The sequence below is a fragment of the Petralouisia muris genome (assembly GCF_004793545.1).
Lineage (GTDB): Bacteria > Bacillota > Clostridia > Lachnospirales > Lachnospiraceae > Petralouisia > Petralouisia muris.
The window spans coordinates 1-20198 of the sequence record NZ_SRYA01000044.1 but is presented as its reverse complement, the minus strand read 5'-3'; the positions used below and the strand labels follow the sequence as shown (position 1 = coordinate 20198).

The following is a 20198-nucleotide window of genomic DNA, read 5'->3' as shown; positions in this document are numbered from 1 at the left end:
CCTTGACAGTAATATGCTATTTTTTTTAAACCATTTTATTGGGTTCTGTCGCCGTATCCCGTTGACACTAAAAAACTTTGTGCCTTATTTTTGACCTTTCCAAACTCACGGATTGGAAGATGTAATATAACGTCACTTCCTACTCCCGCTGCCTTTGCTGCTAACCTGTACAGGAATGAGGTTGAAATTTCCGGGGATAAAGCAAATTCGCCTACCGCCGTCATTTCCGTTTCAATGTCTACCAAATCCTCCCCTATAAGTCTTTCAAAATCAAACACGAATTTTTTATAGGTCTTATCCTCATAGGTGTAATCCCTTGCAAGTGTAAGCACATATGCGCCCTCCGGCACTTTTTCCTTTGTGTCCGAATCGGTCACAACCGCCACTTCTGCTTTTGTTTCCTCTGTAACTGCTTCCTGTCCGTTTTCTCTCTTAATATCTTCCATTGTCTTAACCTCCTAAATTTGTGCAAGGAAAAAGCACGGTTTCCCGTGCCTATTTTCCAAGTGCCTTTTTGATTTCTTCCCAACGATTATCCTGCCCATTTACATAGTAAATGTAATTCAAAGGGTCAATTTCTAACATCTTTTTTCCGTCTATGTAGCTTGCGTAATACATTACCGCATATTCCCCGCTTACCTCTGCTGCGCTTGCCGTTGCCAATTTCCCCGGATTCAGCTTTTTAGGCACAACCGTCAAAATATGCTTTACTTTTGTAACTCCTACTATGCCTTTTGTCGGGTCCTGATTCTGCTGTGCTGCCCTCAAATCAAGATTGTGCCTCCTCGGCTCGAAAAGTTTTATAGCATTTCTTGTTACCGTTCTGAAATTAAGCGTAAGCGTCATTGCTTCAATCTGCCCTAATATGGCAGTTTCATATTTTCCATTGATTCCGGCCCCGCTTATTTCCTCTGTGATATTAGAAATTTCCGGCAATGTTGCTTCTGATATTCCTAAATATTCCGTTGCGTCCTCGTATACCGCAAACCCAATAACAGTTTCGTCAACCTGTCCCATTCTTTTTCGCCTCCTTACTCAAATAAAGTTTCAAGATAACTTATGTCATACTCCAGTACAAAATCAAGTTCTTTCGCCGGACTAGGCGGGGTAAGGTAAATATGAAAATGTGCAATGCCCGCCATCAAGTCCGTAACCGGGTTTTCCTCTTCTAAAAACTCAATCCTCCCGCCTAAAATTACCTCTTCTGCCGTAAGTCCGTTAAGCCAAATGTTAAGGCTCTGTACAACCGATTCTACCAACCGTGGTTTTAATCCCCTGTCAACCTTGCTCCACATTGACAGGATAACCGAATTTCCCACCCACTGAAACATACGGCTCACGCAATAAAAGTAGTCCGTAACGTCCGTATTTGACGGATAACAGGCTGTTTCATTACCCCACGATACAAAACCTCCGATAAAGTTTAACCCTGTGATAATTCCCTGTGAGTTAAGATAATTGGCTTTTGTGAGGTCAAGTAATACCTCTGTTCCGTCCTCTAATACCATGCCGTCTATCTGCAATGTTTTATTACTTGCTGATTCACACGGCGTTCCTTTTCCTAAATCTTCGTTTGCGTCCGTCTTTGCCATAAGTCCGGCTAACTGTGTGGAATAATGGAACACCCTGCCCCCTAATGTCAGCATGGGCCATACTAACAATTCAGACGGCTGCACGATATTATTTTTATTTTTCCACTCTACCGCCTCTGTGTAGGTTGTTGCTTCCGTTGTATCAACATCAATAATCGCCTTTCCCTTGAAAAGTCCGTTGATACTTTCGGCTTTCGCTGCCATGATTGCTGCAACCTCGCTATCGTGTGAAAAGTTCGGTGCAAGAAAAACCGTTGGTATAACCCGGAATTTCGGGAAAATAAAATCAACCAATTCAAAACCGCTTGATTTCTTTGTGTTAATATCATATCCCCCTATAATATCCTTTTTTGTTACCTTTGAGGGGTCAACTGCGTTATACTTGATATTAAGTGTTGCATTATCGGACGTAATCGCCCCGCCCTCGATACGCTCCAGTCTTAATACTTCGTCAGTGTACAGTAATTCATAGTCAACGCCCCTTTTGTATTCGTCTGTAAGCGTTTCCTCTGTGCTATACCCTTTTACTACTACCTTATCTGCCAATGCTTCTAACGGCAAATCCAAAACGCCCCCGGATAACCTCATGTCCTCTGTGTCCGTTTCCCCTGTTAAATGCTTTGCCGGGTCTAACACATTGATAATTACAATCGGTCCATTCTGATACAGTTTGAAACTTGTGTAAATTTCCTCGCAAATATCGTACTTTTTCCAATCGTCACTATACCCCATAGCTTCCACGGCTTCCGTATATGAGGATACATATACAGGCTCGTTTACTTTGCCATTTACCATATGTGCCGGGGCAGTTCCTACAATGAGGTGTATGCAACTGTCTGCGGTTACTGGCGTTGAAATACTTGTACCCCGCTTGCTTGCTTTCGCTCCATGAAAATAAGCCATTTTTTAAACCTCCTTTGCTTTTCTTAACAGGCTTAACACATCATTGTAATACTTGTTTAATAATGTGCCTGTCTGCCTTACCTTTGCCCTATTGACCGCAAGGCTCTCTGTCGGCACAATAAGCATTTTTATCTGTGGTATTTCTTCTATTGCGTCTTTCAAATATTTCTCCACGCTTTCCCTTGTACCTTTAACAATCGTGTTTTCAATCAACCCTGTGTGGGTTGTCGGTCCGATATAAATAAATGTTTCCTCTTCTGCGTTCTCTGCTCCCTCTGTGGCTTCCGTATTTGCCGTTTCCTGCCCTTTTTCCTCTTTAGGTGTAGAATTTACCGCATTTTCATTTTTAACGCCATTTTCGGCTATTGTGGCGTTTTCTGCTGCCGTCTGTGTGCTTGCTGCTTTCTTTGCTGCCATATTGCCATGCCTCCTTATGTTAAATATTTTCTTACATCTCTTTTTACCTGCTGCATTTCCCAAATAGTCATTATCTCGCCTATCTGATACACTTCTAAATCATCATCATAGATGATAAATTCTACTGGCTTTTGACAGGAAAAACGGTTATCTATCACAACGTCCTCCAGTAGCTTAGTTTTAATCTTTGTTACCAAGTTTAGGCATTGTATATAGTTTTCCTGTTTGTCCTCGGAAAATGTCACGCAAATAATACGCACCCTGCATACGCTTTCTTCGTTATCATCTTTTCCAGTCAATAACTTTAAAAGTATGTAGGGTGCTGCTTTCTTTTCTGATTCCTTATTAGGCAGATTGCCAACAAATACCGCCGGAGGGCGTTCTGCTGCCTGTGTGCTGTTTTCCGTCACTCTTGCAACTAACCGCATATCCTTTGTTATCTCTTTGCAATATCCCTCTAAGGCTTCCAGTAGGTCTAATGGTGTCATTATCAACCTCCGCTTTTACTTAACAACCTTTCTATTTCATGCTCTATTCGCTGATTGATAACCTCGTTTACCCTTTCTTCCACATTCTGCATAACCTTTTCATTGCCTACCATCTGCGGTACTGCCGGGGATAACAGTTCTTTCAGCTTTTCTTTTCCTGTTGCCGGGGATACCGTGCCTTTCTGCCTTTCCATAACCCCTATATGCCCCGACTTCATTTGTGCCACAAATACATTGTTCTGCCTGTTGAATTTCACAAGGCTGTTTGCCTTTAATACTGCTGCACTCGGCGTTGTCTTTTTCTTTGGCGTACTAGGGGATACTTTAAATTTAATAAGCGGTATCACACCGCCCGAATATTCAATACTCCCTATGATTCCGTCCCCGCTTTTGGTTACGTTTTGATATTTCATGTAACCACGGCTGTTAAAATCCCCCGCCGATATATGATAAGTCTGCCTTACCATTTTTCCCGCTGCCGTTTTCCCTGCCATCAACCCCCTTGCAAGTGCGGGTTTCAATACTTTTTCGTCTGCTTTTTCCACGCCTGCAAGTATCGTGTGTATCCGGTCTATGGTCTGTTCTGATACCTCAATCATTCGTCATACCTCTCCAGTCCTATAATGAGTTCGTTGTACTCATTCCGTACATCAGTTATTTTAAAGAGGTTATCATCAATCCAAAACCTCATACCGCTTGCGGGTTCTTTTTCCATATCGCTTAACCGCACCCGGACAACAATGTATTTCCCATAGAATCCCTCCGCATTATCCCCGGAAACAAGGTTCTGCCGTTCCTTTGTTTCTTCGGAGTCAAGTATGACAGATATTTTTTTGTTTATACCGTCACACTTAACCCTTTTAAGCTGTGCAAATTCTTCTAAGTTATAAAATGTGCTGTCTAAGTCCTTATCAAGCATTTCTTTGAAATTCTTCATAGGCTTCTTACCTTAGCATACAGTGGCAACAAACCAAGAATCAACCTCATGCGGTACAGGAATAGGAGCGGAGGACAACTGCAAGAAACGTCTTGCCGGGCGTCTTTCTACCCACTGTTCGGGTATCCTTGTACCCTCTTCTACGCTGATTGTCTTTCCTGCTTCGTCCACAATCCCAACCGCTCCATAGTACATTGAGTAATTAGCTTCTGTTGACAGTAACGCAACAACATTAGCTGGCAACAACGGCTTATCTCTTTTTGTCCAGTCATCAAGATACCATTCATTATATGTGTAAATATCCATTGCGATTTCATGTATAGTACCAATGTATGTAGCACCGTTTGGCAATTCTTTAGGTGCTATAACCGCAACCTCAAAACGCCTTACATCAAGCACCGCCTGTACCTCTTCGTCAGACAGGAACGCCTCCAGTGCGTCCGCACCCATAAGGCACACATTACAGTTTACAAAACCTGTTTTCTGTACTTGTTTGCGCCATGCTTTTAACTGTGCAATCTTACCGCCTTTCTTTGTTTTCCAACTATCAGCAGTTTTAAGTGTTTCCTTGTTTGTAAATTGAAAATCAATTTCCTCCTGTATTGCCTTGCCTTTTTTATCAAGAATTGGTATTTTTCCTGTAAATAACGACTGGCAGCACATCCACTCCTCACGGCGGGTTATTGTTTCATCCAGTTTGGCAAAATCCCTCCGCATTTTCTCTACTGCCCTTTGGTTCGGAGATTTTCCGTTATACAGACTTTCCCCCGGTGTGCGTTTTAAAATATCGTCAACCGTTGTAATCGTGTTTGGTGCTACAAGCGGAGGTTCGTATGTGTTTGTCTGAAAACCCTCGTTTTCGATTGTTTCCCCGCCTACTTTCTTGTGTACAAAAGGTGCTAACTGCCTGTTTCCTTTCTTAAAGTCCACATCAATTTTCTGTGTATCAAATGTTTCCACGTTTCGGAAAAACGTATCTCTGATGAAAGTATGCACTTTCGGCATACGCTCTACTAATTTCCCCATTGTTCTAGGGTCATAAATACTGATTGCCATATCCTGTTATCTCCTTTTCTATTTGTCAATTACAATTCTTCTAACACTGTCTAAATTATAAATCCCTACCCACTGTTCGCCTTTCATAACAATAAAGCACTTTCCGTCATACATATAATCTGTATACTGTTCCGGCTTCCATTCGTCATAAATTCCACTTGTCATTGTAATTTGTATCATTGATAAGCCTCCTATTCTTTCTGTGTTGTTGCGTTTTCGGTATCCACCAAGAAAATACCTAACTTTCTAAACGGTGCTTTAAAATCCGCTGCTGTTGTTCCTGTCGGCACTTCCAACGCTTCCCCGAAAAACTGCCCTGTCAGATAGATAACTACCTCTTCCCCGGCTTCTGCTGATTCTGCTGCAAGTCCGTATACATCCTCCACGGTATCAGCGGTTACGGCTGATAATTTTCCGTCCGTTCCAAGCGTCACGGGCATAAGTTCTATAACCGTGTTATTGTCTGCAACTGTGCCCGAATCGGTCACAACGGGATAATCCCCGGCGTGTATCATTTTAGGGGTGTAGCTTCCCAACAATTCTTTTCCTGCTGCCATTTCTCATTACCTCCTTATTTCGCCTGTGGGTACATTTCATCAATGATTTTCCCGAACGGGTCCGCTTCATCATCTGCCCCGCCCTTGTTTGATACGGGGTTTACATCATTAACGCCGGAGTCCTCTAAATCTGCTTCACGGTCATTTAAAAATTTATTCCCCGCCTTTTTCTGTGCTGCCACAATCTGCATAGCAAACGCCTCCGCACTTACAGGCGTTTCATACTTTGCCTTGTTTGCCAAATCCTCAAACCCCGGCAAAGTGATTTCGTCAATCGCCTTTATCCTTGCCCTCTCTGCGTCTACTGCTGCCGTGCTGTCCGCTTCCCCTGTCTTTGCCGTTGCCATAATTTCATTTTTGTAAGCGTCAGCAACTTCCGGGTGCTTAGTCTTAAACTCTTCCAATGTCATTGTTTCGTCCTCCTTATCGTTTTTTACATTGGGTTTATTATTATGGCTATTGGCATAGCCTAATAATCCTTTTGGCACTGTATGGTATGCCTTTAAATTGATTGGTACAGAATTAACAATAATCTTTTCTGCGTCCTCAACTTCCGTTTCAACCTCTGTAAGCATTACTGCGGTACAAAATCCGGCTTCCACGGCTTCCTCCCCCGTAAACCATGTTTCATCTGTCATAAGGTTTTTTATTTCGTCCTCTGACTTGTCCGTTACGGTCATGTAGCAATTAACAATAGATTGTTTGATTGTTTCCAGTTCGTCCGCAATCTTCTTTAATTCGTCTGCCTTGTAATATCCCAAAATCCCTGCTGCCGGGTCATGTATCATAAAGATACCGCCTACCGATATTTCGATAGAATCCCCCGCCATTGCTATAATCGTGGCAGCACTCGCACACCAACCGTCTATTTTCACGGCTATATTTGCCTTGTGTTCTTTCAGCCGTGTATATATCGCTACCGCTGCGAACACATCTCCACCGCCCGAATTGATACGGACGGTTATTTCTTCAACCTCGCCTACGGCTTTAAGGTCTTTGTTAAACTCTTTCGGGGTTATATCGTCCTCATACCATGAATACTCCGATATTTCCCCATATAATAAGAGTTCTGCCGTGTTTTCCTCTTTGTTTGCTACAAAATTCCAAAACCTGTTTATCTCGCCTTTATTCCTCGGTTTCTTCCTCTCTGTCCTGTCTGTCAGCTTCCTTGTCGGGGTCTGTGTCTGATTCCTTATCTCCAGTATCCCCGGCATTAAATCCTTTCTTTGCACTTCCTGTTACCTCCTTTAGCAGTTCCTCTTCCCTCTTTCGCTGTTTTACATTTTTGTAAAAGTCTGTGCCTGTAAGTTCCGTTGCTTCTTTTTCCCTTGTAGAGTACCCGCCCTGTACCCTTAATTCTGCTGCCTGTACCTCTTTTACCGGGTCAAGCTGTCCGGCACTCGGCCCATTCCATTCTGCGGAGCAGTATGCGTCTTTGATAATCGGGTCATTAAAAAAGCCGGGTGCCTGTACCCTGCCTTTCGCTACCGCTTCACATAGCCACTCCTCATAAATCGGTTGGCAAAAATCAGCTATAAACCATTCCCGATACATCTTTATTACTTTAAAAAACTCCAAAATAGCGGCCCTTGACGCTGAATAATTATTAGTAAATGCCATGATAAGTATTTCATACGGTATTTCTAACGCTGCCCCTATCTGTTTTATAACCGCCATTACAAATGGGTCAAAATTGGAGTTGGGTCTGCCTGGGGTTGTCATGTTCGCCTTTTCCCCCTCGCCCAAGTCAATAACCGCCCCCGGTGCAAGTTCTATACTGTTTTCGTCCTCTGCGTCAACTTGCATTTCTTCCGGCACAACTTCCCCAAAAGCCGAATCATCACTTGCGCTTTCCTTTTCGATAAATACCGTAATCAGTCCGCTTACAACTGCTGCCACAACTTCCGCTTCGGTGTACCGCCCTAACTGCTTTATTGTTTCAATTACAGGGGATAAAAAAGGAACGCCCCGCACTTGCCCGATACGCTCCCGATTCATAATATGCAAAATATTTTTCCTGCCTGTCTTTTGTCCGTATGCTTCCACACGGACCCACTCTCTAGGGTTTCTGTCCGCAAATGATAGCGGGTGGAATTTTGAAATATGGTACGCTACCACTTCCCCGGCTTTATTCTTCTCCACGCCCTCACAAAATAAAGGGTTGATTGTTTCGCCGTCCGGGGTGCTTACCCTGTCAGCTTCGATAAGTTCAACCCTTAAATCGTATATGCTGCCGGTCCTCTTCGTGGTTTTCATCAGTGCGAACGAATCCCCACTAAGTAAGGCATTGAGTAAAGCCAACTGCTGCAACTGGTAGAAATTATCCAACCGCTCCAAGTCGCAATTTGTAGAGTTCGCCCAATGTGCAAACTCCCTTTCTATGGTTTCCTCTAATTTCCTTGCTTCATCTGCCGTAATGCCTAATGTTTCCTCGTTTACCGTGCTTTTTAGGTGTAAGCCTGTGCCTACCGTATTTGTCCTAAGCCTTTTTACCGCACCTGTTGCAATGTTTGACCCGCCATAATACAAATCCCTTGACCGTTGGCGTAACGGGTCTATATTGTCCTCTATATCTTCCCTGTGGCTACCGCCCCCATGCGTCCAACCTATAACCGATTTCTTAACCGAATTTCCCCCATAGTTGCCGTATCCGCTGTTTATCATACTTAGCCGTTTCCTTGCGACTTCCCTTTTTAACGCCTTTTCCGGGGAAACTGCCTTTATTACCCTGTCAATCGGATTCAAACCGCCCTAACCTCCTTTCTAACCGCACAAAAATAGCACCTCGGAAACGCTTTGTATTTCCTTTGGTGCTTTTGCTATTTTATATAATATCATAAAAAAGCGGGCAATGGTGGGCAATCTTTCAGAAATTTTATAAATCCCTCGGCACGACCCTGTAAATCCTGTTTCTGCCCTTTCTTTTGGCTATATTCTCTAATTCCTGTACCTTATTGCTCCAATACTCTATTTGCTTGCGTATTTCGCCCAAATCTGCCCTTGTAAACGACTTACCGCCAATAGTATAGGCTTGATTGATTGCAACCTCGCTTTCAGCTTCTAACCACATATCCAAGTGTTTTTTTGCCGTTTGTAATGTTATTGCTGCCATTATGATATACCTCCGCTTCTATTTCCCCTACGTCTTTTTGTTCTTTTCGGGGGTGCTTGTGTTCCTGTTTCTTTCTTTGGCGGTTCTTTGAGGGTCAAGCCTGTTATTTCTATTGCTGCCTGTGCGTAATTCCTACAATCTAACGGCTCATTCCTCTTTGTTTCGCCTGTAAGTTCCCACTCAAAATATGGTCTGCCCTTTTTATAGTGCAATACCTGTTTTTCTGCTGTCAATCCCTTAAAGTAATCTTCGTCATACCCTCGCACATATCCGTTTTCATCTTTCGGGAAGTGGCAGTATCCGGGACCCTCTTCCTCTATCTGCAATCTCTGTAATAAAAGGGATTTTCCTATATCCACGCCCAAAGTAAATAAATATGCCTGCTCCCTGTTATTTTTTGACGGTTTCGGAATATACGGACGGTCCGCACCGCCTTTTCCTTTTATCGCAAATATTTTTCTCGCCGTCCTTGCCTTGCAAAATTTATATACTTTGTTTGGGAAGTGTCCTCCCGAATCCATACAGGCGCATATTATACGCAACTGTGTACCATCTGCCTTTTTGAATTTCTGTAAAAGAAATTCGTCTAAATTCTGCCATACTTCCTGCTGTTTCAAATCGCCGTAAATCCGCTTATAAATTATTCCGTATGATTCATGCCCTACGCCCCAACCTACAACCTCAATCTCGAATCTGTCATCTTGCGTATCAATACCTGCAGTAATCGCTATCACTTCGTCCGGCACTTCACAATGGTACTTTTCACGGCGTTTTAATAAATCGTCCTTGCTTGCCTTTTCGCCGTCCTCTTCCCACGTCTGCCCTAACTCTGTGTTTACCCATGATTTCATCAACTCCACGTTTCCTTTTTTTACTGCTGCGTCAGCTTCAATAAAACCTTTTACGATTTTATCCCAACCAAAAAAAGTTGACGCTAAAGAGTTGAAATGAAAACCCCTTATTTTTCTTTTTGGGTATTTCGCTATATATCTGCCCTCGTTAAAATGGTCTTTCCATTCTACCTCCGAATGAATAACCCCACATTTCGCACAAACATAGGTAACGCTTTCTACTTCCCCGTCAGCGTCAACTTTGTAACTAAGGTTCGCCCATTCCAACGGCTGAAGCTCTCCGCAACTCGGACACGGTACGTTCCATTCTTCCATTGTCGAATGTTCGTACTCCATTTCTATACGGCTTGCCCCTTTTATTGTCGGTGTGCTTGTATCTACTTCCTTACGATTCCAGTAAGTAGTCAAACGCTTTCCGGCTAAAATAAGTGGGTCCCCCTCTGCCCCTGCCGTTGGCGGGTATGCGTCTATTTCATCTGCCAACAATACACGAATCGGACGGCTTCTAAGTTCTGTCGGGGAGTTTGCCCCTGTCATTGTGATACGACCGCCCGGAAAAGACTTTTTAAAAATCGTGTTTCCGCTTGTCCGGCTTTTCTCATTGATTTTGTCTTTTAATGCCGGGGTATCCCTTACCATTGGCATTAACCTATCTTTGCTTAGAGTTTCCGCAAGGCTCAAAGTTGGCTGCATACATAGCATTGTACAGGGGTCATAGTGCATATAATACCCTATTGTATTTAATAAAAAAGCGTCTGTTTTTCCCATTTGTGCAGCAGACATTACTACAACTTTTTCAACGGATATATCGGTTATAGCGTCCATTATTTCCCGCTGCCACGGTGCTTTATCCGTGTGCCAACGTCCTCCCTTGCTTCCCGATTCAGAGGAAAGACGGCGGTATTTATCGGCCCATTGTGATAATGTCAAGTCCGGGGGCGGTTCTAACACCTTGAATATATCTTTGAAAAGGTCAATCGTTTCCCTCTTCATCTTCCTGTATTTCCTCCTTAAAAATTTCCTCAAAATTAGATAACTCTGCCAATGCTTCTTTTATCTTTGTATTGAGGTATAAAAAAATCTTTGCCTTATCCGTCATGGTTGCTAGTTTATCTGCCTCCTCTGCCGGAATTGCACTTAGACGGCTTTTAAAATTTATCAGCGTGGCAGACATTATTTTTTTTACATCCTCTGCCTTGTGCAGTTCCCCACGCTTCAACGCCAAATCCAACTCCTCATTAAGACGCTTTGCCTTTGTCAGCTTTGCCCTCTCTTCGTTTAGGTCTACCGCTTCCTCCGTTTCCGGGTTTCGGTCCCTCAAATATCTTATATAGTCGTGGTTGGCTTCTGTCAGCGAATACAATTTCGTTTCGCCCACGGTTCGCAATACCCCTTTGTCTGTCAGCCGTTCAACATTCTTAGGGGTCATATCAAGAAATTTTGCAACCGCATTTTTATCATAAAGTTTCAAAAAATCCTACCCCCTTAAAAAAATTTCCGGCGTTTTGGAAGTCGATTTTTCCCCGGAGGCTAGGCAAGTTTTGGGGTCACGGCACCCGCAAGCCTTTCAGACGGCTTACAGTACCTTTGACTGTCTGCCCTCATGCCGTGCTGTGTGCCCTCTCTTGTCACTCTTCCACGCCCTCTTGCTCTTCGTTCTCTATGTATGTATCGTCTATCTCTCCTGTGTCCGGGTCAACGTCATACACACCGCTTACCTTTTGTTTCATAAGTGCATAGCGTCTTTCTTCTAGGCTTATTCTTCTTTGCTCTAACTCATAAGACTTGATAGAATCCAGTAGCTTTATAATGCGTCCGTGTATCTTGTTTAACTCTGCTTCTAGCTTCATTGCTCTTTCAAATGCACTTGATTTAATGGTTGTTTCCATAGCCACATCTAACGGCGGTTTACTGCTTCCCTCTGTGGCTTCCCCTGTATATGTGCCGTATGGGTCACTATCCTCCGCCTTTTTAGGTGTACGCATTTCAACTACACGGTCAACAAATAATTCCCCTGTGTTGTTGCTGTTAAGTTCTGCTATCCTCTTCTTTAAATCGTTTTCTTTTGCTATAAGTGTCTGTAACTCTCTTAGCATATTTTCTGATGTATCAAGCGTGACGGATTCTATTAACTTCTTTTCCTCTTCTGTCAGTTCATCAAAATATACTGTGGAATACGCCCCATGCGTCTGTGCATTTCTATTGCGTTTTGGTGCGCCGTGTCCTTTTGCGTTTTGGTTTCCTTTTTGCGCCCCCTGTTTTTTCGGCTTATTTTCAAGTTCTTCTTTCCATTTATCCATACATTTCCACTTTGCTATTTTTGCCGAATCCACCCCCAACGCCTTCGCTATTTCGGGGTTTTTTGCCAATCCGTTAGAATCTAAAAAAATCTGCTTCGCCTTTTCCCTCTTTTCGTCTTTTTTCCGTGGCATGGTATCCCTCCTTTGTTTGTTTTCCCATTTCCCGGAGTTCCATTACCCCGGAATTACCGCATTTTTGCAAAATTTCAAAAACGCCGTGCAAAAGGGCAGCGGGATTTTATCAATAATCCTGCTGCCCTTTCATTCCTTTTCACGCTACTATCATACCATAAAAAATCGGGCAATGGTGGGCAATCTTTACTGCAAATTCTCTTTAATAATTTTGCTTCGTGATACAATCCTATTCCTTGCTAATTTTTCGCCCAAGACTTTTAAGGCTTCGCACCTTATATTTTTGGCGTGGCGCACACTGTAGCCTATTTCTTCCCCTATCTGCTCCCATTTCTTCCCCTGCAGGTATAACCCACATATGATTACTTTGTGGAGTGCCGACAATGAGGAAATTTCCTTAAAAATCTGCGTCCTAAGTTTCTTTAATTCCTTAATTCGACTTTTTAGGGTGTCTATGCGTTCCTTTGTGTCCGTTTCTGCCAACTTCATAGCAAGTAAAGCCGTACTATCGCCTAATTTATTGCCGTGTGGCATACCGTCATATTCAACCGCCCCTAACGGATTGTATCCGGCTTCGTACTGCTCTAGCCACTCACTTGCTACTTTAATATCCAAGTCAATCCACTTGTAAAATTTTAAAATTGCTTCCACTTCTGAATTTTTCATAGTATGTAATCCTCCTGTTATGGCGGTCTGTATTTTTCCTGCCATTTGATATTTGCTTTTGCCTGTATTGGCGTTACCTGTTTAATACTGCTGCCGTGCATGGTCCCCCTGTGTTTACAGGGTTCGCAAATATCTTGTGATACCTCTAGCAATTCGCTTATTTCTTCCATAATTCCCTTTAGGCTTGCTATGGTATCATCAAAGGATTGCAATAACTGATTTAATAAATCGCACGTTGTTTTTGTGTCGTTTCCAGTACAGATAGACAGGGCAGCTATAACCGCCCTTATGCTATCTGCTGCCATCTGTCCACCTACAAATAAAATACCCTCCTTATACTCAATCTTGTCCATAACGCACCACCTAACCCTGTAAATACTTCTGATATTCTGCCGTTTTCCTCATAACCCATGCAGATAAGGCGGTTGTTATTCTGTTTTCCCATTCAGCCGGACACAACGGCTTTCCTTTGTTTGCTTCCAGTTCGGACGCTATAACCGCCCTAACCTCTTTTCCGATAAGCGTATACTGTGCCATTCCGTATTTTTCCTGTATCCACTTTGTAAAGTCTAATCCCTTTTCCTGTGGTTCGGGTACATATTCCGGGTAATCGCTCATATCCTGCTGCCCCGGTAAGGGTTCGTTTTCCTCTCCCTGCAGTTCGTGTTCTGCTTCCTGTAGCACATCCACCTCCCCGACTGTTTCCTCTTCGTTTTCTTCCCCTGTTTCCTCTTCCTGTACCTCTTCCGGGGTATCGTCATAGAATAATTGATTATTTTCAATCATCAATACCACTATTTCCGCAAGGTCTGAATAGTCAATCAAGAAATTTCCCCATTTTTCAGTATCTATAATTGTGATTCCGTCCGCTTGAAAACGATATATGTATTTACCGCCGTCAAACTTTTTCCCTTGAAAAGACTTACTGAAATATTTCCTTAGCGTCCTTTCGACTGCTGCCACATTTTCCTTTACCTTGAATACTGCCCGGTTTACTTCCCCCTTGATAGCGTCTTTTATTGCTTCCTGTGCCTTTTCTGCCTGTTCGTCCGTGATTTCTTCCTTTTCTTCCGGCTTCACATCTTTTATATGCAATTCGCCCTTTCCTTCGTACTGCTCATAGGCTTTTTTCTGCCCCTCTTCGTCCAGTCTGCTAAGTTCGTGGGCAGTTGAAATATTGATATTGCCTTTTTCAAGTTCCCCTTTAAATTCCTGTGACAGATTATTGCTTATTGCTTCCATTCGTCCTATCTGTGTAGTGGACGTATTAAGTATTTGTGCCACAATTTCACGGATACGCCCGATTCTTTCCCGCTCTTCCTTTGGCTTATCCTTGTTTTCTTCCTGTAAAGCCTTTTTGTACTCTGTCAGCACTTCTTTTAATTCCTCTGCCTGTTTTACTTTTTCCCAATCTGTAAGCTGTCTTGCCGTTGCATTGGTAAAGATAAGGCTTAAACGGTCCCTTATTTCGTCTGATTCTTTTTTGATACGGCACGGCACTTTTCTGTATTCTTCCTTGCCCTCTTCCACCAACTTTAAAGCTGCTAACCGCCTACGGTGTCCGGCTATCACTTCATACTTACCATGTGCCTCCGGCTTAACAACTAAATTCTGTTCGATACACTCGGACAACTCAATAGCTGCTGCCAATTCGTCAATATTTTCTGTGGAATAGAAATTATCCTTACTCGGCATTAAGTCCTCCACATCAAGCATTACCACATTAAAAGCATTTTCCGCTTCCTGTGTCGGTCCCTCTTCCTGTACTGCTGCCCCTTTTGATTTTGTGTTAAGCAAACTGTTAAGGTCAAACCCTTTCTTTTTCTCTGCCATTATATATTACCTCACTTTCCTTTATTTTCCGTGTCCGAATCGGTCACATTTTCAACCCTATACTGCGTCAACCTGTCTATCTCACGCTCCACCGAATCATAGCAAAAGTTTATAATATCCTCTATTGGCTTTTCGCCCTTATAGCACATCAAACTTGTTTCCCTATCTTCCTGTATCGCACCCATTACATCACTTTTTATCAGATACCCCACTTTTCAACTGCCACCTTTCCCTAAGTTCTTTTTTCTGTTCTTCTGATAACTTCAATAAATCATTCATTACATTTTCTGTAATTCCGTCTGCTACCTTTTTTGTAACAATGTCTGTATGTTTGTCTATTTCCCTTTTCCGGTCCCTTTCCCCCTCTAACTTGTATTCCAAATCTCTAATCTGATTTTCCAAATCCCATATCTTGCCCTGCATACGCATATTATCTTCTTTTAATTCCTCATACTGCTGCAACGGTATTTCTACTGTCGGCCCCTTTACATTAAATTCAACAAACGCCTTGTATTCATCTAATGGAATTTCTACCGTTGGAAATGCTTTTATAGGCTGATTCCAACCATTTAACACTACTGTTTCCCCTGTTTTTCCCATTTCTGCATTATCATTATTTTTCAATTCCCGCTGCCTCCATTTCCTTTTCAATCTGCTTTATTTCCTGCATTGTCTTTTTCCGTTTCGATATGTAACCCTCGCAATCCTCTGTATCTCTTAGCTTGCTTATCTTTGCCCCTCCGCTGTGCTGATACAATTTTGATATGTGCCTGCTGCACCCTGTATTTGCACATCTATTATCGCAAAACATAGGGTAATTATCTGTGTTTACAAAAATAATCGGTCTGTTTCCCATGCTATACCTCCCCTAATCCGGCAAAACAACATATACAATAATTGCTTCCGTCCAGTCTAAAGTATCAATTTTTTCTTTCATAAGCGGTAATGCCTGTTCGTCCGGCAATTCTTCATCTATACCACATTCCGCATAATCAAAATACTTTTCAAAAATATCTACCGTATCTGGTCTGCCCTGTTCGTAAAAGATTACGCCGTAATCCTCATTTACAATATACTTGTCAACTTCACACCTGCCCCATGCGCCCAACCAAAAACCGCCATCATCTGCCACAATCTCACTATCTACCATTGCCACAATCGGTAAATCCGGGCGTTCCTCTATCAGCTTGAAAAGTTCTTTGAGGTTGTCCGTCTGTTTCTGCATAACCGCCTTTAATACAACATCTTTCATTACCTGTACTCCTTTCCTGTTTCCTTGTCCTTTAATACGATACGCCCCACCAACTCAAACCCCGCAAGGCTTATAATCTGCTTTAACATTGTGATAAGTGTTGTTACCGCTTCATTTCGTTTCTTTTCCTCTTTGGCAACCGTTCCCACGGCTTCCCCCGCCGTTGGGTCACGGTATCCCTCACTATTCTTATACGCCATACTATCCCTCCAAGTATTCTTTTACGAATGTTTTATAATCCCTAGCGGCCCCGGAACGTGGGGAATATTCCATAAGGCTTTCATTTGTAAAAGTTACTTCGTCTGCCTTTTCCGTCCGTCTGATATGCGTTTTGAATACCGGGTAACGCTGATTCTGCAACCATGCCTCCCCCTGTCTGCATACATCACGGTTATAATACATAGTTACAAGGCAACCCCTAAATTTCAGTTTCGGGTTTAATGCCTTTGCATTGTTTATCTGCTCTTCCAGTTCGTCCATTCCGTCAAAGGCGTAACCATCAATTTTAATCGGTATGATAACTTCATCTGCTGCCACAAGTGCATTTATAACAGATACGTTAATATCCGGCGGGCAATCAATGATACAGTAATCAAATATTTCCTTTACCTTTTCCAGTTCCTTAGAAATTATTGTTGCCTGTTCCCTCTCTTCGTCCTTGATTACTGCAAGGTTAGCTGTCAATAAGTGCATATTCGCCGGAATAACCGCCATATTAGGCATTTTTTCAACCACCTGTACTACACCGCCTATTTCTTCCTGTCCTGTCAGCATATCCGCAAGGCTAGGATTGTCATAACTCCATACCCCGCAAGCCTTTGAAAGATTGCCCTGCTTGTCATTGTCAATAAGCAGTACCTTTTTGTCGTATTCTTTGGCTAATATGTATGCCATGTTTACCGCCGTTGTAGTTTTGGCACAACCGCCTTTCATGTTGATAATTGCAATAGTTTTCATTTGCCTGTACCTCCTCTTAATATTCTTTCAGCTTCCTTAAAATCCAGTTTCTTTAATGCCCTAAGAAGTTTTGCCCATATTGCCCCGGCTTGCCTGCCTAACTCCTTTTTCATAAACTCTAAATCCTTGCTATCAATTACCTTTATCAAGTCCTTATCCTCAATAACTCTGATAGCAAATAATAATTCTGTACCGCATAGGGTTTTTACCCCATTCTTAAAATACTGCCTGTCCTCCTGTGTCATTTTTACCACGCTAAACCCTCCTTGCCTTGCACACTCTATACAACCCCCAACCTTTGGAAGCTCTATAAAGTGTGCAATCATCTTTTCGGGGCGGACCTCTTACCATTTACACCGCCACCCTTTCCCGGCATTTGTGATAGGCGTTGCAATTTTTCACATTAAAAAATTACGAAAAACCTGTTGACCGTCCGTACACTCTCTAGCATGGTGTACCCGCTGCTATTTTTTCACTCTATCCCTGCTACGGCTATTGGCTTGCCCTCGTCAGAAAACAGGTTGCCGACCTGTCTTGACGGTTGAGGGGTTGCCCCCTCTTCCGTTTCGGCTATTTAACCGTCCTTTTTATCTGAAATATCATGCTTAACGCACAATGTAAAAAGAAGTCCTTTATTTCCTTTTCCTCTGCTTCGTAATCGGTTGCCACTATCAGCGTACAATTTCCCGCATAATTGCTCCATTTAATATCAAAATCCATGTAGCTAAAACCCTGTAAACAGTCCTTTAATGCTTGACACTCTCTTTCTGCAAAATATCCTAATTCCTCAAATGTATACTCTTTTTTCATTTCTGATTACCTCCGTTTGTTTGATTTCCTTTGATGATTCTATTATATACTTGCATAAGTATATTTACAACCCGGAGTATTCACTAAAAATACTTATGCAAGTATACGGTATTTTTGTGCAGTTTGTATACTTGTGCAAGTATTACTTTATTTCTGTAGGTTCGTTCCAAACCATGTACCCTGTGTTCTCTGTTTCCGTCCTTTCTATCTCTTCATCTTCTATCGTGTGTGCCTTGTCGTTCGCTTCCTCTAAAGAATCCGCTTCTATGACGCATTTTCTAAATAATGCGTATTCAACTTCATACCTTGCCATTATGTACCCCCCCCCTGTTTCTTCTCTTCCAACTGCTGTCGTCTGCCTTTCAGATACTCCATATATTCCCCATAGGTCATACCGGGCGGTACAATCCGCTTTTGTAGTTCCCTTGCCCTCTGTATGCTTTCCCCTAATACCGCTGCCTTTGATACTTTCTTTTCTTCCCTCTTTGGCGGTTCTTCCGGCTTGATACCTAACCTCCGTGCTTTCCTGTTAGGCTTGTACTTGTTATAGGTTATCTTTGTTTCCTGTCTGAATGGTGTTACTTTTCCTTTCTTCCTTGCCATATCTGCCCCTTTCCAAGTCCTCTAATATCTCTGTAAGACTTTGCACACATTCTTTTATATTTCCGTCTGTATCCTCTGTAATCCTCAATACATTATTTATCTGCCTTAACTTCTGTATCTGTCTGGGGTCAACTGCTGCCCTTTTTAAGCAATCCGGGCAGACACAAACGACCTTTAACCCCTCTTTTCCGCATATACTACATTTAACCAAATAACCCACCCTTTCTATCAGGCTTTACCGTTTCCCACTCTTCGGCTGTCATTGTGTCGGATTCCGGGTTATATATCAGCTTCATAAACCCTTTACACTCTATGCAAGTACCGTGGCCCGCTTCGTTGTATCCCATTTCATGCAACATACTTTTACAGGCGTACTGCACCTTACCGCAATAAGGGCATACAATTTCATAGCGTTTTCTTTTATCCTCTGCCATATTGTTTAGCCGTCCTTTCTGCCCTTTCTTCCAACGTCCCTATATAGTCCCTACCATACCTTGACGTATGCTCATATGTGTAAAGTGCTTTTGCCAATCCCTCCATTATCACAATTTGATTTTTTAATATGCAATCTAATTTCCTATCCCTTTCTCGCTCTTTTCTTTTATCCCATGCGTTCATTGTCTGCCTCCTCTTCCAATGCGTCTAAAATGCCCAAATACACCCTTTCAGCACAATAGACACATATACTATTACCTATTGCCCTATAACGTGCCGTATCGGCTATTTCCGTGCCGTCTGCACCGTATTTTGTCCAGTTATCCGGGTATCCCTGTAGCCGTTCACATTCAACGGGCGTTAATCGGCGTATGATGTATGTAACTTTCTGTACCGCCCTTTTCAGAATGTCTTTTATGCTCTTTGCCTTGCTAGGGATATTCTCCCTTGTCCTGTACTTCTCTGTTACGATTGTTTCCGACCCTCCGCCATAATCCCCCCCTGTTGCCCTCAAAGTACCGTTTACTTCCGCTTCCCTGTATCCTCCGTGCTGATTTAATTCAAATGTTTTTCTGTCCGTCCGCACTACTAAAGGCGTATCCCCTCTTATCGTGCTGTTTTGGTCTGTTGTCAGTGTTCCGCTTATCTCGCTTTCCCTGTATCCGTTGTGCTGATACGCTTCATAGAAAACGCTATGTACATCTGCCGTTGTAAGTGTCGGGCATGGTCCCCCGGCTTTCCCAACGCCTAAACCATTGCTTGCCTTATTCCTTGTCACTTCATCACGGAGCGGTATGACACTTTTCTTTTCTATCGCTATTACGTTCCTGTTTGTTGAATTTCCGCAATATGTAGATAATGTGCCTGTGCTTTCTTCGTCTACGATAATGCTTTTTGCGTTTATCCCGTATGCTTTTTTGCTTTCCTCATACATTACACAAGGCGTTTGACCGCCACCACACCCCATATTTTGTACAAGTGTCGGGGTCTTGTCGGTAAATGTCCTTACAACGCTGTCAGCATGTGCAAAGTCCAACCCGATTATCTCCCCCCCCTGTTCTGCTATTTTCTGTTCCAACGCTATCCGCAAATTGTCCGGCAACTTCCTGTTTTTGTTCTTTGCTCTTCGGAGTATACCCAAGCAGGCTTTCGGACTTAAAGAGTATTTCCCCGGCACGTTGTCCTCCAAAATCTCCGATAAGGTAGATTCTCTTTCTACGTTGGGGTACTCCCCAAAATTGGGCTAATGTAAAGCGAAAAATAATGTAAAGTCGCCTCCTTCAAATGCCAGATATGC

Annotated in this window: 32 protein-coding genes; all 32 read right to left on the bottom strand. The window is 42.8% G+C overall.

Annotated elements, in window-relative coordinates:
- Nucleotides 1–35 precede the first annotated feature (35 nt).
- The 32 genes from E5329_RS18650 to E5329_RS18505 all read right to left on the bottom strand — a co-directional run bounded on the left by E5329_RS18650 (nucleotide 36) and on the right by E5329_RS18505 (nucleotide 19937).
- Nucleotides 36–446 (bottom strand): phage tail assembly protein, encoded by a 411-nt coding sequence (locus E5329_RS18650; RefSeq protein ID WP_135990905.1) that lies wholly within the window; start codon nucleotides 444–446, stop codon nucleotides 36–38.
- Between the two features lie 49 nt (nucleotides 447–495).
- The gene (locus E5329_RS18645; protein WP_135990904.1) at nucleotides 496–1017 is read right to left on the bottom strand and encodes a phage major tail tube protein; all 522 of its coding nucleotides are present in this window, start codon (nucleotides 1015–1017) and stop codon (nucleotides 496–498) included.
- 14 nt (nucleotides 1018–1031) lie between these two features.
- On the bottom strand, nucleotides 1032–2495 hold the full coding sequence (locus E5329_RS18640; protein WP_135990903.1) for a phage tail sheath family protein: 1464 nt from the start codon (nucleotides 2493–2495) through the stop codon (nucleotides 1032–1034).
- Between the two features lie 3 nt (nucleotides 2496–2498).
- Complete coding sequence (locus E5329_RS18635) at nucleotides 2499–2912, bottom strand: hypothetical protein (protein WP_135990902.1); 414 nt, start codon at nucleotides 2910–2912, stop codon at nucleotides 2499–2501.
- 14 nt (nucleotides 2913–2926) lie between these two features.
- The gene (locus tag E5329_RS18630) at nucleotides 2927–3400 is read right to left on the bottom strand and encodes a hypothetical protein (protein ID WP_135990901.1); all 474 of its coding nucleotides are present in this window, start codon (nucleotides 3398–3400) and stop codon (nucleotides 2927–2929) included.
- Nucleotides 3401–3402: 2 nt separating this feature from the next.
- Complete coding sequence (locus E5329_RS18625) at nucleotides 3403–3999, bottom strand: phage tail protein (RefSeq protein WP_135990900.1); 597 nt, start codon at nucleotides 3997–3999, stop codon at nucleotides 3403–3405.
- A complete protein-coding gene (locus E5329_RS18620; protein ID WP_135990899.1) occupies nucleotides 3996–4337 on the bottom strand; it encodes a hypothetical protein in 342 nt (113 codons plus the stop codon). The genes E5329_RS18625 and E5329_RS18620 overlap by 4 nt, the downstream gene beginning before the upstream one ends.
- Nucleotides 4338–4349: 12 nt before the next feature.
- The gene (locus E5329_RS18615) at nucleotides 4350–5393 is read right to left on the bottom strand and encodes a major capsid protein (RefSeq protein ID WP_135990898.1); all 1044 of its coding nucleotides are present in this window, start codon (nucleotides 5391–5393) and stop codon (nucleotides 4350–4352) included.
- An 18-nt stretch (nucleotides 5394–5411) separates the two neighbouring features.
- Complete coding sequence (locus E5329_RS29930; RefSeq protein ID WP_168356687.1) at nucleotides 5412–5573, bottom strand: hypothetical protein; 162 nt, start codon at nucleotides 5571–5573, stop codon at nucleotides 5412–5414.
- A gap of 11 nt (nucleotides 5574–5584) precedes the next feature.
- Complete coding sequence (locus E5329_RS18610; protein WP_135990897.1) at nucleotides 5585–5950, bottom strand: hypothetical protein; 366 nt, start codon at nucleotides 5948–5950, stop codon at nucleotides 5585–5587.
- A 14-nt stretch (nucleotides 5951–5964) separates the two neighbouring features.
- The gene (locus E5329_RS18605) at nucleotides 5965–7182 is read right to left on the bottom strand and encodes a head maturation protease, ClpP-related (protein ID WP_275443453.1); all 1218 of its coding nucleotides are present in this window, start codon (nucleotides 7180–7182) and stop codon (nucleotides 5965–5967) included.
- Nucleotides 7076–8695 (bottom strand): phage portal protein, encoded by a 1620-nt coding sequence (locus E5329_RS18600; RefSeq protein WP_330572250.1) that lies wholly within the window; start codon nucleotides 8693–8695, stop codon nucleotides 7076–7078. Before E5329_RS18600 ends, E5329_RS18605 begins: the two co-directional genes overlap by 107 nt.
- A gap of 130 nt (nucleotides 8696–8825) precedes the next feature.
- Nucleotides 8826–9062, bottom strand: a complete 237-nt coding sequence (locus E5329_RS18595) for a DUF6148 family protein (protein WP_135990896.1) — start codon at nucleotides 9060–9062, stop codon at nucleotides 8826–8828.
- Nucleotides 9062–10906 carry a phage terminase large subunit family protein gene (locus tag E5329_RS18590; protein ID WP_135990895.1) on the bottom strand — a complete coding sequence of 615 codons (1845 nt, stop codon included), beginning with the start codon at nucleotides 10904–10906 and terminating at the stop codon, nucleotides 9062–9064. The genes E5329_RS18595 and E5329_RS18590 overlap by 1 nt, the downstream gene beginning before the upstream one ends.
- A complete protein-coding gene (locus E5329_RS18585; protein ID WP_135990894.1) occupies nucleotides 10887–11384 on the bottom strand; it encodes a hypothetical protein in 498 nt (165 codons plus the stop codon). Before E5329_RS18585 ends, E5329_RS18590 begins: the two co-directional genes overlap by 20 nt.
- A gap of 157 nt (nucleotides 11385–11541) precedes the next feature.
- On the bottom strand, nucleotides 11542–12345 hold the full coding sequence (terS, locus tag E5329_RS18580) for a phage terminase small subunit (RefSeq protein ID WP_135990893.1): 804 nt from the start codon (nucleotides 12343–12345) through the stop codon (nucleotides 11542–11544).
- Between the two features lie 186 nt (nucleotides 12346–12531).
- Nucleotides 12532–13011: a hypothetical protein gene (locus tag E5329_RS18575; protein WP_135990892.1), complete on the bottom strand. Its 480-nt coding sequence runs from the start codon at nucleotides 13009–13011 to the stop codon at nucleotides 12532–12534.
- 17 nt (nucleotides 13012–13028) lie between these two features.
- On the bottom strand, nucleotides 13029–13364 hold the full coding sequence (locus E5329_RS18570) for a hypothetical protein (RefSeq protein WP_135990891.1): 336 nt from the start codon (nucleotides 13362–13364) through the stop codon (nucleotides 13029–13031).
- Between the two features lie 10 nt (nucleotides 13365–13374).
- A complete protein-coding gene (locus E5329_RS18565) occupies nucleotides 13375–14844 on the bottom strand; it encodes a ParB/RepB/Spo0J family partition protein (protein WP_135990890.1) in 1470 nt (489 codons plus the stop codon).
- Nucleotides 14845–14855: 11 nt separating this feature from the next.
- The gene (locus tag E5329_RS18560; RefSeq protein WP_135990889.1) at nucleotides 14856–15056 is read right to left on the bottom strand and encodes a hypothetical protein; all 201 of its coding nucleotides are present in this window, start codon (nucleotides 15054–15056) and stop codon (nucleotides 14856–14858) included.
- Entirely contained in the window at nucleotides 15034–15468 is a 435-nt protein-coding gene (locus tag E5329_RS18555; protein ID WP_135990888.1) for a hypothetical protein, read from the bottom strand. The genes E5329_RS18560 and E5329_RS18555 overlap by 23 nt, the downstream gene beginning before the upstream one ends.
- On the bottom strand, nucleotides 15458–15700 hold the full coding sequence (locus E5329_RS18550; RefSeq protein ID WP_135990887.1) for a hypothetical protein: 243 nt from the start codon (nucleotides 15698–15700) through the stop codon (nucleotides 15458–15460). The genes E5329_RS18555 and E5329_RS18550 overlap by 11 nt, the downstream gene beginning before the upstream one ends.
- 12 nt (nucleotides 15701–15712) lie before the next feature.
- Nucleotides 15713–16096 (bottom strand): hypothetical protein, encoded by a 384-nt coding sequence (locus E5329_RS18545; RefSeq protein WP_135990886.1) that lies wholly within the window; start codon nucleotides 16094–16096, stop codon nucleotides 15713–15715.
- Nucleotides 16096–16296 (bottom strand): hypothetical protein, encoded by a 201-nt coding sequence (locus E5329_RS18540; RefSeq protein WP_135990885.1) that lies wholly within the window; start codon nucleotides 16294–16296, stop codon nucleotides 16096–16098. The genes E5329_RS18545 and E5329_RS18540 overlap by 1 nt, the downstream gene beginning before the upstream one ends.
- Before the next feature lies 1 nt (nucleotide 16297).
- Nucleotides 16298–17053 (bottom strand): ParA family protein, encoded by a 756-nt coding sequence (locus E5329_RS18535; protein WP_135990884.1) that lies wholly within the window; start codon nucleotides 17051–17053, stop codon nucleotides 16298–16300.
- A complete protein-coding gene (locus E5329_RS18530) occupies nucleotides 17050–17307 on the bottom strand; it encodes a hypothetical protein (RefSeq protein WP_135990883.1) in 258 nt (85 codons plus the stop codon). The genes E5329_RS18535 and E5329_RS18530 overlap by 4 nt, the downstream gene beginning before the upstream one ends.
- A gap of 316 nt (nucleotides 17308–17623) precedes the next feature.
- Entirely contained in the window at nucleotides 17624–17863 is a 240-nt protein-coding gene (locus tag E5329_RS18525; RefSeq protein ID WP_135990882.1) for a hypothetical protein, read from the bottom strand.
- 142 nt (nucleotides 17864–18005) lie between these two features.
- Complete coding sequence (locus tag E5329_RS29925; protein ID WP_168356686.1) at nucleotides 18006–18176, bottom strand: hypothetical protein; 171 nt, start codon at nucleotides 18174–18176, stop codon at nucleotides 18006–18008.
- The gene (locus tag E5329_RS18520) at nucleotides 18176–18466 is read right to left on the bottom strand and encodes a hypothetical protein (RefSeq protein ID WP_135990881.1); all 291 of its coding nucleotides are present in this window, start codon (nucleotides 18464–18466) and stop codon (nucleotides 18176–18178) included. The genes E5329_RS29925 and E5329_RS18520 overlap by 1 nt, the downstream gene beginning before the upstream one ends.
- Nucleotides 18467–18669: 203 nt before the next feature.
- Complete coding sequence (locus E5329_RS18515) at nucleotides 18670–18900, bottom strand: hypothetical protein (RefSeq protein WP_135990880.1); 231 nt, start codon at nucleotides 18898–18900, stop codon at nucleotides 18670–18672.
- A complete protein-coding gene (locus E5329_RS18510; RefSeq protein WP_135990879.1) occupies nucleotides 18887–19084 on the bottom strand; it encodes a hypothetical protein in 198 nt (65 codons plus the stop codon). The genes E5329_RS18515 and E5329_RS18510 overlap by 14 nt, the downstream gene beginning before the upstream one ends.
- The gene (locus E5329_RS18505) at nucleotides 19068–19937 is read right to left on the bottom strand and encodes a DNA cytosine methyltransferase (RefSeq protein WP_275443451.1); all 870 of its coding nucleotides are present in this window, start codon (nucleotides 19935–19937) and stop codon (nucleotides 19068–19070) included. Before E5329_RS18505 ends, E5329_RS18510 begins: the two co-directional genes overlap by 17 nt.
- Between the last annotated feature and the right edge of the window lie 261 nt (nucleotides 19938–20198).